The organism is Streptomyces sp. (genome assembly GCF_019510245.1).
In the GTDB taxonomy this organism is placed as follows: Bacteria; Actinomycetota; Actinomycetes; order Streptomycetales; family Streptomycetaceae; genus Streptomyces.
Window position 1 is genome coordinate 22,546 of sequence record NZ_JAEKKT010000116.1, and the last position, 14,221, is coordinate 36,766.

The window sequence follows — 14,221 nt, forward strand, 5'->3', positions numbered from 1 at the left end:
GTCATCCCTGTGGGACGCTCTGTGTGCGTACGCTGTTCACCGCGCGGAGCACATCGGCGTGGCCGCGCGGAGCACATCGACGAGAGGCCCGACCCTATGTCCGAGACACCCGGCACCGAGCTGGCGTCCGAGTACAGCGCGCGGATCGCGCAGGACCTCGAAGTCAACGCCCGGGAACAGGACCGCCTCGCCACCGAGATCGCCGCCCTGGAAGAGCAGTTGCGCGCGGTACGGGAGAACAGGGTGGTGCTGGAGCGGCTGCAGCAGGCACTCACCCCCCAGTCCTCCGCCTCCGCCTCGTCCATCCCCGCACCCGCACCCGCGCCCGCGGCGGCCGACGCCGACACCGATGCCGTCGTGCCGCACCAGCGGACCGAGCCCGCCCCGGACCGCCGTGACCTCGTGAAGCCGGGCCCCGCGGAGGCGAAGCCGAGCCTCGTCGAGGCCGTCCACGCCTATCTGGCCGAGCAGCGGGAGCCGCGGTCCGCGACCGACGTCGCCGAGGCGATCAGGGCCGCCCAGCCCGGCCGCACCATCAAGACGACGGTGATCCGTACGACGCTGGAGAACCTGGTCGCCAGGAACCGGGCCCGGCGCACCAAGCAGGGCCGGGCGGTCTTCTACACCCTCGTGACACCGGAGGCCGGTGCCTGACACCTCTCCCGGTTCGCCCGGGACATGTGTCCGCCGTGCGCGGACGTGCGGGGCGGCGGACTCGTCCGCGGCCCCCGCCTGTCCCGCACCGCCGGTCAGGTGACCGGCGGCTCGATGTCCGCGTCGATCGGGCGCCACGCCGTGACCGACCGGGTCATGGGGTGCTCGGCGCCGAGTTCCTTGTTTTCCCGGGCCCGCCGTTCGGCTTCGTCGTGCAGCCGCTGGGCCTCGTGTGCCTCGTAGCCGGGCGGCGCGGCGGCAGCGAGGAGGGCCGGTCGGCTCCTCCCGCACACCGGGGCGGGGACGGGACAGGGGGCCGGGACCGGGGTCGTCCACCGCGCCACGGACCCGCTCAGCCGGGCAGAACCCCGTCCGGATCCTCGCGATCCCCCGTCCCGCCGGTGGCCGCCGCCCCCAGCGAGCGCTCCGTCACCCCGGCCAGATGCCGGCCGAACACCGCCGCCGCGTCCGGTGTCAGCGTCCGCAGGGCCACCAGGGCCGTGATCACCACGTCGCACAGCTCGCCCTGCACGTCCTCCCAGGTGTGGGTGACGCCCTTGCGGGGGTTCTGGCCGGTCGCCCCGATCACCGCCTGGGCGACCTCGCCGACCTCCTCCGTGAGCTTGAGCATGCGCAGCACCAGGCCGGTCTCGCCGCCGTGCCTCCGGTGGGCGTCCAGCCAGGTCCACAGGTCCTCGATGGAGGTCCACAGGTCCGGGGCGGCCGGGCCGGCCGGGGCGGCAGAAGTGGCCGAAGTGGCCGAAGCGGCCGAAGCGGACGGGGCGGGCCGGGGCTCCGTGGGCGGTGTCGTGTGCTCTTCCGTCATGGCGCAGAGCCTGCCATGCCCGTTCCCGCGGCTACTCCTCGAACAGCGCCTCCTGCTCCCCCTCCTTGGCCCGCCGTACCCGCCGGTTCCGGGCGCCGATCACCACCGCCGTGGCCGCCGCCGTCACGCCCAGCGCCGTCGGGACCATCCAGCCGCGGTCGAAGACATGTCCGAGCACGTGGTCCAGGGAGAGCCGGCCGGGGCCCGCGACGGCCAGGCCCGCGGTGGCCAGGCCCAGGGTCGCGGCGTACTCGTAACCGCCCTCCGCGGCGAAGAACCCGTTCGGCTTGTGCAGGGCGGTCGCGCCCGCCATCGCCCCGGCCGCCGCGGCCCCCGCCGCCGGGGTCGCGAGACCCAGCGCCAGCAGGGTCCCGCCGCCCGCCTCCGCGAGCCCCGCCGCCAGCGCGCTCTGCCGCCCCGGCGCGTACCCGGCCGACTCCATGAACTGCCCCGTGCCCTCCAGGCCGCCCCCGCCGAACCAGCCGAACAGCTTCTGCGTGCCGTGCGCGGCCAGCACCCCGCCGGTGCCCAGCCGGAGCAGCAGCAGGCCCACGTCACGTCGGTCGTAGCAGGTCACGGGAGCTCCCATCGGCGGCAACGGATCGCGGATTTCCACCGTCGCATCCGGCACACCCGGTCGGCCCGTCCGCGCAGCCGTTCGGGTGGCGGGCGGGTGGCGGGCCACCGGGACCGGTGTGACGCTGGCTGGCATGCCGATCAAGACAGCCAAGCTCAGCGACCCGGCGGTGCGGGCCTTCGTCACCGCCGTCAACGCCAGCGACCGCGAGCGCCTCGTGGAGCTCCTCACGCCGGACGCGACGATGGCGGACGACGGCTCCGACCGGGACCTCGACGACTGGATCGACCGGGAGATCTTCTCCTCCAACGGCCACCTCGACGTCGACAACGAGTCCAACGGCGGCCGCTCCCTGCTCGCCCACTACCGCAACGACACCTGGGGCGAGATGGTCACCCGCTGGGACTTCACCATCGAGGACGACGGCCGCATCTCCCGCTTCGAGACCGGGCAGGCGTAGAGACAGACCGCGCAATCGCTTGTCTTCGGGTGCACTCCAACTCCTAGCGTCGTGGGCATGGAAACCGACAGCACCACCAGGACCCTGGGCAGTTCCGGCATCCGTGTCAGCGCGCTCGGCTTCGGCTGCTGGGCCATCGGCGGCGAGTGGCAGGACGCCACCGGGCAGCCGCTCGGCTGGGGCAAGGTCGACGACGAGGAGTCCGTGCGGGCGGTCCACCGTGCCCTCGACCTCGGCGTCACCTTCTTCGACACCGCCGACACCTACGGCGCCGGCCACAGCGAGCGCGTCCTCGGCCGTGCCCTCGGCAAGCGGCGGGACGAGGTCGTCGTCGCCACCAAGTGGGGCAACGTCTTCGACGAGGAGACCCGCACCCTCACCGGCCGTGATGACTCCCCGGCCCACGTCCGCCGCGCCCTCACCGCATCGCTGCGCCGCCTCGGCACCGACCACGTCGACCTCTACCAGCTCCATATCTCCGACGCCGACCCGGTTCGTGCAGCCGAACTCCGGGACGTATGCGAGGAGTTGGTCGGCGAGGGGCTGATCCGGGCCTACGGCTGGAGCACCGACGACCCCGCCCGCGCCGCGGTCTTCGCCGAGGGACCGCACTGCACGGCCGTGCAGCACACCCTGAACGTGCTCCAAGACGCTCCGCAACTCCTCGACGTGGCGGAGAAGTTCGACCTCGCCGCCGTCAACCGCAGCCCGCTCGCCATGGGGTTGCTCGGCGGACGGCGGGCGGGGGCCGCGGCCGGCGACATCCGCAGCAGGCCGCCGGCCTGGCTGCCCGGGTTCGGGGACGGCGACGGGGCCGATCCCGCGTGGGTCGAGCGGATCGAGGCCCTGCGCGCCGTCCTCACCAGCGACGGGCGGACCCTCGCCCAGGGCGCCCTCGGCTGGATCTGGGCGCGCAGCCCGCGGACGGTCCCGATCCCCGGCTTCCGGTCCGTCGCCCAGGCCGAGCAGAACGCCGGCGCGATCGCGAAGGGGCCGCTCACCGCCGGGCAGATGGCCGAGATCGACCGTCTCCTCGGGCGGTGAGCGGCCCCGCGCCGCTCACTGACCGCGGTCAGTACGCCTGACCGCCGCCGCCGTGCTGCTGTTGCACGTACGGCTGCCGGTCGTGGGCCTGGGACTGCGGGGCGCCGTACGCCGCCGCCTGCTGCTGCCCGTGTCCGGCCGCCGCTTGCTGCTGCCCGTGTCCGGTCGCCGCCTGCTGCGCGTACCGCTGTCCGCCGCCCTGCTCGGTGAGGGTGATCTGGCCGGCCTTGATGGTGGCCAGGCGCGGAGCACGGCGGGCGATGGAGGAGTCGTGGGTGACCATGACGAAGGTCAGCCCGTACTCGTGCCACAGGCCTTCGAGGAGGGCCATGATGTCGTCCCGGGTGCCCTCGTCGAGGTTGCCGGTCGGCTCGTCGGCGAGAAGCACCTTCGGCTTCTTCACCAGCGCGCGGGCGATCGCGACGCGCTGCTGCTGCCCGCCGGAGAGCTCGGAGGGGGCGTGCCCGAGGCGCTCGCCGAGGCCCACCGAGCGCAGGGCCTCCGCCGCGCGCTCCCGGCGCTCGGCCGGCTTGATGCCGAGCGGGACGAGGGCCGTCTCGACGTTCTCCTGGGCGGTGAGCGTCGGGATCAGGTTGAACGCCTGGAAGATGATGCCGATCTTCTCCGCGCGCAGCCGGGTGAGCTTGGTCTCGCTGACCTGGGCGAGGTCGACGTCGTCCAGCATGACGCTGCCCTCGGTCGGGCGGTCCAGGCCGCCGATCATCTGGAGCAGGGTCGACTTGCCGCCGCCGGTCGGGCCCTGGATGACGAGCTGGTCGCCGTCCTCGATGGTCAGGTCGATGCCGCGCAGCGCCTCGACCGTCTCCTTGCCCCGCGTGTAGCGCTTGGTGACTCCGGTGAGTCTGTACATGGGGTTCTCCACTGGGTGCTCTGCCGAAAGGGCCGTAGGGAAGGCCCGTAAGGGGGTGGGGCGCCGTGTCCCGGGGGGAGTGGAAGCGGCGCCCCGGCTCGGGGGCGGGGGGTTACGAGACGCTGCGCAGGGCGTCGGCCGGGCGCATCCGGGAGGCGCGCCAGCCGCCCATCGCGCCGGCGATCAGACCGCCGGCGACCGCGAGGCCGACCGCGAGGGCGATGGTGGTGAGGGAGACCGGCGCGGACAGCGCGATCTCGAGGGTGTTCTGGGAGGCCTGCTGGCCGGGGCCGCCGCCCGGGCCGCCGCCCACGCCGCCACCGCCGCCGGAGCTGCCCAGCTGGGCGGTGAGCTTCGGGCTGATCGCGGTGACCGCGTAGGCCGCGCCGACGCCGAGGGCGATGCCGAGGGCACCGCCGATCAGTCCGTTCACGATGGACTCGCCGACCACCTGGCGGGTGACGTTGCGGGACGGCCAGCCGAGCGCCTTCAGGGTGCCGAACTCACGCACCCGGCGGGAGACCGCGGACGAGGTCAGCAGGGCCGCCACCAGGAAGGCCGCCGCGAGGACCGCGATGGACAGCCACTTGCCGACGCTGGTCGCCAGGCTGGAGGCGGTGGAGAGGGAACCGGAGACGGTGGAGGCCAGGTCGGCGGAGGTGGTGACCGTCGTACCGGAGATGTTGGCGGTGATCTCCTTCTTCACGGTGGAGATCTGCTTGGAGTCGGTCGCCTTGACGTAGATCGTGGTGACCTGGTTCTTGGCGTCGCCGAGGGTCTGCGCGACCTTCAGCGGGACGAACACGTCGGTGTCGGACTCGCTGCTGTCCGGGGTCGCGATCCCGATGACGGTGAACGTGGTGCCGGAGATCTTGAAGGTCGAGCCGACCTTGTACTTCTTCTCCTTGGCGTACGACTTGCTGACCACCGCGACCTTGGCGCCGGTCTGCGCGGTGGTGAAGGTCTTGCCCGAGGTGACCTTCATGGTGGACAGCGGGCCGAGGCCCTGGTGGGCCACGTCGACGCCGGCCACGGAGTAGCTGTTGACGTTGAAGTTCGCGCCGCCGCCCTGCACCTGCGGCGCGCCGCCCGAGCCGCTGCTGCTGCCGCCGCCCGGCTGGCCCTGGCCGCCGCTGTTGCTGCCGCTGCTGCCGCTGCTGCCGCTGCTGCCGCTGCTGCTGGTGGAGGACTTCGCCTTGCCCTGGGTGAAGGAGCCGTCGACCTTGGTGACGTTGAGGGAGAGCGCTCCGACCGCGCTCTCCACGCCCTTCTGGCCGGCGACCTTGGTGACCAGGGACGACTTCAGGGCCTGACCGCCCTGCGTCTGCACGCGGTCCGAACTCTGCGTGGAGCTGCTGCTGGACTTGGCGTCGAACTTGAAGTTCGGGCCGCCGGAGCTGCCCGAGGTCGGCGCGGTGCGGGCCTTGGTGACCGTCATGTCGGTCCCGAGGCCGTACAGCGACTTGAGGACCTTGTCCTGCGCCTGGGTCATGCCGGCCGACACCGAGTTGACCGTGATGACCAGCGCGATACCGAGCGCCAGACCCAGAGCGATGACCAGGGCCGCCTTCTTTCTGCGGCCCAGCTCGCGCTTGAGATAGATGCCAAACATCCCGTTCCTCGAAGGTTCTTGGCGCCCGCTGTGGACGCGAGCTCAAGCTAGGGAGAAACCTTTGAGCGGCCCTGGGTAAAAGATGTGTCAGAGCTGAGAACCGGGACGTCTCAGCAAACTTTCATAAGACAGCAAATTCATATGCCGGGGAGGGGTCCTCCCGGCAAGGCCCTGCTGGGCGCGGTGTACGGTCCCGGGATGCGCGATTCCTCTCGGCTGACCCGGCGTGCCGCCCTCGGACTGACGGCCGCCGCCCTCCCCCTCTCCGTGGCGGCTCCCGCCTCGGCCGCCACGGCCGGCGCCAGGACCGCCGCCACCGTGGTCGGCGGCGAGCGGCTGGCCCGGGGCGGCATACAGGTGCGGGGAGCCGCCGGGCTGCCGAAGAAGATCACCGCCCGCGCCTGGCTGCTCGCCGACTGTGACAGCGGAGAGGTGCTCGCCTCGTACAACGCGCACCGGCGGCTGGCGCCCGCCTCCACCCTGAAGATGCTGTTCGCGGACACCGTGCTGAAGAAATTCGAGCCGACCGAGCGGTACAGGGTCAAGGACTCCGACATCTCCGACGTCCCGGCCGGCTCCAGCCTGGTCGGCATCAAACCCGGCCTCACCTACACCGTCGAGCAGCTCTGGCAGGGCGTCTTCCTGCGCTCCGGCAACGACGCCGTGCACGTCCTCTCCCACATGAACGGCGGGATCGCGCGGACCGTCGCCGAGATGCAGGCCAAGGCGGCCGACCTCCAGGCCCTCGACACCCATGTGGTCAGCCCCGACGGCTTCGACCACCCGGGCCAGCTGTCGTCGGCGTACGACCTGACCCTCTTCGCCCGGCACGGACTGAAGGACGACGACTTCCGCGGCTACTGCGCCACACGGACCGCGAACTTCCCGGCGGGCGGCAAGAAGACCTTCCAGATCCAGAACACCGACCGCCTGCTCACCGGCGCCTGGGGCCTCGACGTCTACAAGGGCCTGTTCGGCGTCAAGAACGGCTACACCAGTCACGCCGGCAACACCTTCACCGGCGGTGCCACCCGGGGCGGCCGCACCCTGCTGGTCACCGTGATGCACCCGGACCCCGGCACCAACGCGGTGTACGAGCAGACCGCCGCGCTGCTCGACTGGGGCTTCGAGAAGGGGAGTTCGGCGCAGCCGGTGGGCACGCTGGTCGATCCGCTGAGCGAGGGCGGGGCGAGCGCGAGTCCGTCGCCCTCGAAGGGCAACGGGGCCGCGGGGGCGGCCGGGACGGGCGCGGCCGGTTCGGGGTCGTCGGGACCGTCGCCCTGGCGGGTCGCGGAGGGCGGGGCGGTGACGTTCGGGCTGCTGGGTGTGGGGGCGTGGGCGCTGCGCCGGCGCCGGCGGGCGGCCGGTGCCGCGGCGGGCCCCGACTCGGGTGACACACCGGCCGGGCCGGCCGGCCCGGCCGCGGGCTGACGTGACGGAGGGCTGACGTCACGCGGCAGCCGCCCCACCCACCGGTGCGTACCCGCGGTCCCAGGCGGGTCCACCCCCGCCCGGTCCGGTGGAACGGCTGCCGCCTCCCCCCTCGGTGTGGTCGGCGGAATGCCAGAGCCTCAACTGTGAAGTTCTGGTGGAGGAGAGTTGAGCATAGGCCCGTTACCGGCTGCAATACCGCGGACGTCGGTATTCCGCTTGTGCAGGTTGTGGAGGGCCCGCTGAACGGCGGTTCAGCCCCGGCCCACGTACGGCATCGCCGTCGCCAGTACCGTCGCGAACTGCACGTTCGCCGCCAGCGGCAGCTCGGCCATGTGCCGCACGGTCCGCGCCACGTCCGCCACGTCCATCACGGGTTCCGGGGCGATCACCCCGTTCGCCTGCAGCGCGCCGGTCTCCATCCGGGCCGTCATGTCGGTTGCCGCGTTGCCGATGTCGATCTGCCCGACCGCGATCCCGTACGGCCGCCCGTCCAGGGACAGGGACTTGGTCAGTCCCGTCAGCGCGTGCTTGGTCGCGGTGTAGGCGACGGAGCGGGGGCGGGGCGCGTGCGCCGAGACGGACCCGTTGTTGATGATCCGGCCGCCCTGCGGCTCCTGCTCCTTCATCTGCCGGAACGCCGCCTGCGCGCACAGGAACGCCCCGTTGAGGTTGGTGTCCACCACGTGCCGCCACGCCTCGTAGGGCAGGTCCTCCACGGCCACCCCGCCGGGGCCGAACGTCCCCGCGTTGTTGAACAGCAGGTCCACCCGCCCGAACCGGTCCACGGCCGCCGCGAACAGTGCAGCCACGTCGTCGGGTTGGGAGACGTCGGTCCGTACGGCGACGGAGGCGCCCTCCGGCACCAGTGCCGCCGTCTCCGCCAGCCGCGCGGGGCGGCGGCCGGCCAGCGCCACCGACCAGCCGGCCCGCAGCAGTTCCGTGGCCACGGCACGGCCGATACCGGAGCCGGCGCCGGTGACGACCGCGATCTTTGGTTGCTTGGTGTCCATGGGGCCGCAGCGTAGGCGCTCCGCTGGGAGGGCCGGGCCGGGTCGGGCTGGGTCGGGTCGTCGGTCGGGTGCGGCTGGGTGGGGGCTGGTCGCGCAGTTCCCCGCGCCCCTTTGGGGCGCTTCCAGTGCGGGGCGCTTCCAGCGGGGGGGCTTTATGCCTCGTCCGGGTAGTGGACGCCGATCAGGGCGCGTAGGGCGTCCAGGGTGCGCATGACCGCGAGGGTGCTGTCGTGGGGGACGAGGGGGGACTCCTGGTCGCCGGCCCGGACCGCGCGCATCGCCTCCCTCGCCTCGTGGCGGAAGGTGTTGCGCGGGCCGTCCTCCGGGGTCAGGGCGAACTCCTGCGGGTCGCGGCCGTCGCGGTGCAGCACGAAGCGGTCGGGGTTGAAGAAGCCGTCCGGGATGTCGATCCGGCCCTGCGAGCCGGTGACCGAGGCCGTGGTGCCGGTGCCGCCGACGATGGAGCAGTGCACCGAGGCGAGAGCGCCGCTCTCCCAGGAGAACAGTGCACCTGTCTGGAGATCGACGCCCTCGTCCGAGAGCACCGCTCGCGCCGACATCCCGTCCGGCTCACCGAGCAGCAGGTGCGCGAACGACACCGGGTACACGCCCAGGTCGAGCAGCGCGCCCCCGCCGAGCAGCGGGTTGCGCAGCCGGTGCGCCGGCGGGAACGGCCCCTCCAGGCCGAAGTCCGCCTGCACGGTCCGCACCTCGCCTATCGCCCCGTCCGCGACCAGCGCCGTGAGCCGCCGGATCAGCGGATGGCAGTACATCCACATCGCCTCCATCAGGAAGCGGCCGTGCTCCTTCGCCAGCGCGACCAGTTCCCCGGCCTCGCGGGCGTTGAGCGTGAACGGCTTCTCGCACAGCACGTTCCGCCCGGCCGTCAGGCACAGCCCGGCGGCCGCCCGGTGCGCCGAGTGCGGAGTGGCGACGTACACGATGTCGACGTCCTCGTCGCGGGCCAGCGACTCCCAGTCCCCGTACGCCCGGCCGATCCCGAACCGCTCCGCGAACCCCGCCGCCGCCTCCGGGGACCGCGAGGCCACCGCCACGATCTCCGCGTCGGGCAGATCGACCAGGTCCGCCGCGAACGCGGCCGCGATCCCGCCCGTCGCCAGGATCCCCCACCGCACGCTCTGCTCACCCATCCCGGCCGCCCACCCTCGCTCACGTGTTTCCCGGCAGTCTGTACGAGCTGAGAGCATATGCGGGGGCCATCGGGGTCCAGCAACAGCCGACCGGACCGCGAGACCAACGAAGACGGGGGACACATGCCCGAGCAGCCGGCGCCGCCGACACCCGACGCCCAGGGCACCGCGAACGCCCAGGACACCGCGAACGCCCAGGACACCGCGAACGCCCAGGACACGGCGAACGCCCAGGACACGGCGAACGCCCAGGGCACCGCCGTACCCGCGCCGCGCGGCCCGGCCGGCCGGCCCGGCTCCGCCACCGCCGCGACCCGCCGCGCCGGCCTCCTGCTCGTGCTGGTCCTCGGCGGGCTCACCGCGACGCCCCCGCTCGCGATGGACATGTACCTGCCGTCCCTGCCGGAGGTCACCCGCTCCCTCGGCGCCCCCGCCGCGACCGTCCAGCTCACCCTCACCGCCTGCCTCGCCGGCATGGCCCTCGGCCAGCTGGTCGTCGGCCCGATGAGCGACCGCTGGGGGCGCCGCCGCCCGCTGCTGGCCGGCCTCGCCGTCTACGTCGTCGCCACCGCCCTGTGCGCCGTCGCGCCGGACGTTCAGACCCTGGTCGCCTTCCGCCTCGCCCAGGGCCTCGCGGGCGCGGCCGGCATCGTCATCGCGCGGGCCGTCGTACGCGACCTCTACGACGGGGTCGCCATGGCCCGCTTCTTCTCCACCCTGATGCTGGTCTCCGGGGTCGCCCCGGTCGTCGCCCCGCTGATCGGCGGGCAGATCCTGCGGGTGACGGACTGGCGGGGCGTCTTCGTCGTCCTCACGGCCGTCGGGGCGCTGCTCGCCGCACTGGTGTGGGTGCGGCTGCCGGAGACCCTGCCGGCGGCCGACCGGCACGCCGGGGGAGTGGCCGCCGCCGTCCGCGCCATGCGCAGCCTCCTCGCCGACCTGCCCTTCACCGGCTACATGCTCGCCGGCGGCTTCGCCTTCGCGGCCCTCTTCGCCTACATAGCGGCGTCCCCGTTCGTGATACAGGAAATCTACGGCGCCTCCCCGCAGACCTTCTCCCTCCTCTTCGGCGTCAACTCGGTCGGACTGGTGATCGCCGGGCAGGTCAACGGGAAGGTGCTGGTCGGCCGGGTCAGCCTGGACAAGGTGCTGGGCGCGGGCCTGGCCGTGACCGTGCTCGCCGCGACCGCCCTGCTCCTGATGTCGGCCGGGGTCCTCGGCCCGGTCGGCCTCGCCCCGGTCGCCGCCGCCCTCTTCGTCCTGATGTCCGCGATGGGGTTCACCCTGCCCAACGCCCAGTCCCTCGCCCTGCTGCGCACCCGGCACGCCGCCGGTTCCGCGTCCGCGCTGCTCGGGACCTCCTCGTTCCTCGTCGGCGCGGTCGCCTCGCCGCTGGTCGGGATCGCGGGGGAGAGAACCGCCGTGCCCATGGCGATCGTCCAACTGGCCGGGGCACTGGTGGCACTGGCCTGCTTCGTGGGAATGTGCCGTCCCTGGGCAGCACGTGGGAACACCCGTGCGAGGACGGAGGGAGCAGGCAGCTGAGCGTACCGAGACTGCGCGTCGAGACACCGGAACGGGCCGGTCTCGACCCCGCGGAACTCAGGCACCTCGTCCGCGAAGTGCACGACCTCACCGCCGGTGAGCGCCCCTGGGCGGCCGGGGCCGTCGTGGTCGCCGGACGCGGACCCGTGATCGCCGTACAGGAGGCGTCCGGCTGGGCCGTGCGCTGGTCCGCGTACGACCCCGCGACCGACGCCGGTGTCGAGCTCCCGCCCGCCGCCCGGGTCCCGGCGACCGTCGACACCCCCTTCGACGTCGCCTCCCTCACCAAGCTGTTCACCGCGGTCGCCGCCGTGCAGCAGCTGGAGCGCGGCACCCTCGGCATCGACGCCCGCGTCGGCGCCTACCTCCCCGACTTCCACGGGGCCGCCGCGCACGGCATCACCGTCCGCCAGCTCCTCACCCACACCTCCGGCCTGCGCCCCGAACTCCCGCTCTACGACTGCCCCGACGACACGGTCCGCCTCGACCTGCTCCGGGCGGAGGCCCCGACCAGCGCCCCGGGCGCCTACCGCTACTCGGACCTCAACCTGCTCCTCCTCCAGCACGTCCTGGAGCGGATCACCGGCCGCCCCCTCGACGTCCTGGTCCGCGACGGCATCACCCGGCCGCTCGGCATGACCGCCACCGACTTCGGCCCCTGCCCGGGGGCGGCGGCCACCGAGGACCAGCGGCGGCCGTGGGCCAAGGCGGACCGGGGCATGCTGCGGGGTGTCGTGCACGACGAGAACGCCTGGGCGCTGGGCGGCGTGGCGGGGCACGCCGGCCTCTTCTCCACCGCCCCGGACCTGGCGATCTTCTGCCGGGCCCTGCTCGCGGGCGGCGCGTACGGCCCGGCGCGCATCCTCGGCCCCGACTTCGTGGACCTGCTGCTGGCCCCGCCCGGCCTGGGCTTCCTGGTGGACCAGCCGTGGTTCATGGGCGAGCTGGCGGGACAGGGCGCCGCGGGCCACACCGGGTTCACCGGCACCAGCCTGGTGCTCGACCGGGCCACGGACACGTTCCTGGTGCTGCTGGCCAACAGCGTGCATCCGCGGCGCCGTCCCGGCGACAGCGCCCCCCGGGCAGCCGTGGCGACCCGCCTCGCCAGGGCTGTCCATACAATCGCCGGGTGAACCACCCCACCCCTCCCGCCCCACCGGCCGACCGGCTCCGCGCGACGCTCTCCGACCTGCTCGACGGCCTGCCCCCGAAGCAGGCCGCCTCGGCCGTCGAGCGGCTGATCGCCAACTACCGCGGGGCCACCCCGACCGACGCGCCGATCCTGCGGGACCGGGCGGACGTGGTGGCGTACGCGGCGTACCGGATGCCGGCGACCTTCGAGGCGGTACGGTCCGCGCTGGCCGCCTTCGCAGACGCGGTACCGGAGGGATGGGTGCCGGGCAGTCACGTGGACGTCGGCGGCGGGACGGGCGCGGCGACCTGGGCGGTGACCGACACCTGGGAGGGCGTGCGGCCGGTGACGGTCCTCGACTGGGCCGAGCCGGCGCTGGCCCTCGGCCGGGAGATCGCCGCGGCGAACCCGGCGCTGCGGGACGCGTCGTGGCAGCGCGCGCGGATCGGAGCGGCGCTCACCATCGAGAGCACTGATCTCGTCACGGTGTCGTACGTCCTCAACGAACTCGACGAGGCCGGCCGCGCCGCCCTCGTCGCGGCCGCCGCGGCCGCCGCGCAGGCCGTCGTCATCGTCGAGGCGGGCACGCCCGCCGGCTACGCCCGGGTCATCGAGGCCCGCGACCGCCTGGTCGCCGCCGGCTTCCACGTCGCCGCGCCCTGCCCGCACAGCGCCGCCTGCCCGATCGTCCCCGGCACGGACTGGTGCCACTTCTCGGCCCGGGTCAGCCGCTCCTCCCTGCACCGTCAGGTCAAGGGCGGGTCGCTGCCCTACGAGGACGAGAAGTTCAGCTACGTGGCCGCCACCCGCTTCCCGCCCGCCCCGGCACCGGCCCGGGTGGTCCGCCGCCCCCAGATCCGCAAGGGCCAGGTCCTGCTCGACCTGTGCGAGACCGACGAGCACCTGCGCCGCACGACGGTCACCAAGCGCCACGGCGACCTGTACCGGGCGGCCCGGGACGCGGACTGGGGCGACGCCTGGCCGCCCGGGTGACACAGCTCTCGTACCCCCCGCTTCACGCCCAGACGGGACCATAAGGCATCCTGTCCGGACCACAGCGAGGCGAGGCGATAGATGAGCGCGACGTTCGGCGGCCCGAGCGGCCGGCAGGGCAGACTCTCCCAGTGGCTCCGCGGACGCCGCCCGAAGCAGGCGGCCGCCGCCGACGACTCGGGCCGCGCGGCACTGCTGCTCGCCGCCGCCGAAGCGGGCCTCCCGCTGGCCCCCGCCGCCTACCCGGCCCCCGGCTACGGCTGCTCCTGCGACCGCGTCGGCTGTCCCACCCCGGCCCGGCACCCGGTGTCGTTCGCGTGGCAGACGCAGTCCACCACCGACCGCGCCCAGATCGAGCGCTGGGCCCGGCACCAGCCGCAGGCCAACTTCATCACCGCGACCGGCATGACCCACGACGTCCTGGACGTGCCCCTGGAGGCCGGCCGGCAGGCGCTGGAACGGCTGCTCGCGAACGGCGTCGAGGTCGGGCCGGTCGCCGAGAGCGACGACGGCCGCCTGCTCTTCTTCACCCTCACCCGTGGCACGCCCGAGGACGAGGACGAGTGGTGGCCCTGCGAGCTGGACTGCCGCCCCGAGACCATGGACGAGCACCCGGGCCTGCGCTGGCACTGCCGGGGCTCCTACGTCCTGGTCCCGCCCGCCAGGCTGCCCGGCGGCGACGGCGACCGGCGGGTGCACTGGGTACGCGGCCCGGAGCACGGGCTCCCCGATCCGCTGAGTCTGCTGGAGATCCTCACGGACGCGTGTGCCCGGTACGTGGGGGAGGAGGCCGACGAGGCGGGGGTCGGCTGGCCTCTGCGGCACTGAGCCGTCCGCGGCTGTGGGAAGCGCCGGGTCGTCGGTCGGGTGCGGCGCCGTGGGGGCTGGTCGCGCAGTTCCTCCCCCAGTCTT

The 14,221-nt window shown here is 73.7% G+C and carries 14 protein-coding genes and 1 pseudogene; 8 read left to right on the forward strand and 7 right to left on the reverse strand.

Annotated elements, in window-relative coordinates; translation table 11 throughout:
- The first annotated feature begins 96 nt into the window (after positions 1-96).
- Positions 97-654 carry a hypothetical protein gene (locus JF597_RS07985; protein ID WP_293991043.1) on the forward strand — a complete coding sequence of 186 codons (558 nt, stop codon included), beginning with the start codon at positions 97-99 and terminating at the stop codon, positions 652-654.
- Between the two features lie 95 nt (positions 655-749).
- Here the strand turns inward: JF597_RS07985 and JF597_RS07990 are convergent, their stop codons facing one another.
- The 3 genes from JF597_RS07990 to JF597_RS08000 are packed head-to-tail and all read right to left on the reverse strand — an operon-like array spanning position 750 to position 2,057.
- Entirely contained in the window at positions 750-998 is a 249-nt protein-coding gene (locus JF597_RS07990) for a hypothetical protein (protein ID WP_293991045.1), read from the reverse strand.
- An 8-nt stretch (positions 999-1,006) separates the two neighbouring features.
- The gene (locus JF597_RS07995; RefSeq protein ID WP_293991047.1) at positions 1,007-1,480 is read right to left on the reverse strand and encodes a MazG-like family protein; all 474 of its coding nucleotides are present in this window, start codon (positions 1,478-1,480) and stop codon (positions 1,007-1,009) included.
- 31 nt (positions 1,481-1,511) lie between these two features.
- Complete coding sequence (locus JF597_RS08000; RefSeq protein ID WP_293991231.1) at positions 1,512-2,057, reverse strand: DoxX family membrane protein; 546 nt, start codon at positions 2,055-2,057, stop codon at positions 1,512-1,514.
- Between the two features lie 133 nt (positions 2,058-2,190).
- On the opposite strand from JF597_RS08000, the gene JF597_RS08005 reads away from it, so the two are divergent.
- Positions 2,191-2,517: a nuclear transport factor 2 family protein gene (locus JF597_RS08005; protein WP_293991049.1), complete on the forward strand. Its 327-nt coding sequence runs from the start codon at positions 2,191-2,193 to the stop codon at positions 2,515-2,517.
- A 57-nt stretch (positions 2,518-2,574) separates the two neighbouring features.
- Positions 2,575-3,561, forward strand: coding sequence for an aldo/keto reductase (locus JF597_RS08010; RefSeq protein ID WP_293991051.1), 987 nt, complete (start codon positions 2,575-2,577; stop codon positions 3,559-3,561).
- A gap of 196 nt (positions 3,562-3,757) precedes the next feature.
- Here JF597_RS08010 and JF597_RS08015 read toward each other — a convergent pair.
- Together JF597_RS08015 and JF597_RS08020 are read right to left on the reverse strand one after the other, a co-directional pair.
- Positions 3,758-4,432, reverse strand: a pseudogene (locus JF597_RS08015) (ABC transporter ATP-binding protein); the annotation flags it as partial.
- Positions 4,433-4,544: 112 nt separating this feature from the next.
- Positions 4,545-6,044, reverse strand: coding sequence for an ABC transporter permease (locus tag JF597_RS08020; RefSeq protein WP_293991053.1), 1,500 nt, complete (start codon positions 6,042-6,044; stop codon positions 4,545-4,547).
- Between the two features lie 198 nt (positions 6,045-6,242).
- Between JF597_RS08020 and JF597_RS08025 the strand changes: the two genes are divergently transcribed.
- Positions 6,243-7,475 carry a serine hydrolase gene (locus JF597_RS08025; protein WP_293991055.1) on the forward strand — a complete coding sequence of 411 codons (1,233 nt, stop codon included), beginning with the start codon at positions 6,243-6,245 and terminating at the stop codon, positions 7,473-7,475.
- Positions 7,476-7,729: 254 nt separating this feature from the next.
- Here the strand turns inward: JF597_RS08025 and JF597_RS08030 are convergent, their stop codons facing one another.
- Entirely contained in the window at positions 7,730-8,488 is a 759-nt protein-coding gene (locus tag JF597_RS08030) for an SDR family oxidoreductase (RefSeq protein ID WP_293991057.1), read from the reverse strand.
- Positions 8,489-8,640: 152 nt separating this feature from the next.
- On the reverse strand, positions 8,641-9,639 hold the full coding sequence (locus tag JF597_RS08035) for a Gfo/Idh/MocA family oxidoreductase (protein WP_293991059.1): 999 nt from the start codon (positions 9,637-9,639) through the stop codon (positions 8,641-8,643).
- A 123-nt stretch (positions 9,640-9,762) separates the two neighbouring features.
- Here JF597_RS08035 and JF597_RS08040 point away from each other — a divergent pair, with 123 nt between their 5' ends.
- From JF597_RS08040 to JF597_RS08055, 4 genes are all read left to right on the forward strand, one after another.
- Positions 9,763-11,184, forward strand: coding sequence for a Bcr/CflA family efflux MFS transporter (locus JF597_RS08040; protein ID WP_293991061.1), 1,422 nt, complete (start codon positions 9,763-9,765; stop codon positions 11,182-11,184).
- The gene (locus tag JF597_RS08045; protein ID WP_293991063.1) at positions 11,124-12,317 is read left to right on the forward strand and encodes a serine hydrolase domain-containing protein; all 1,194 of its coding nucleotides are present in this window, start codon (positions 11,124-11,126) and stop codon (positions 12,315-12,317) included. The genes JF597_RS08040 and JF597_RS08045 overlap by 61 nt, the downstream gene beginning before the upstream one ends.
- Positions 12,314-13,309, forward strand: a complete 996-nt coding sequence (locus JF597_RS08050; RefSeq protein ID WP_293991065.1) for a small ribosomal subunit Rsm22 family protein — start codon at positions 12,314-12,316, stop codon at positions 13,307-13,309. Before JF597_RS08045 ends, JF597_RS08050 begins: the two co-directional genes overlap by 4 nt.
- Before the next feature lie 81 nt (positions 13,310-13,390).
- The gene (locus tag JF597_RS08055) at positions 13,391-14,137 is read left to right on the forward strand and encodes a bifunctional DNA primase/polymerase (protein ID WP_293991067.1); all 747 of its coding nucleotides are present in this window, start codon (positions 13,391-13,393) and stop codon (positions 14,135-14,137) included.
- Positions 14,138-14,221 lie beyond the last annotated feature (84 nt).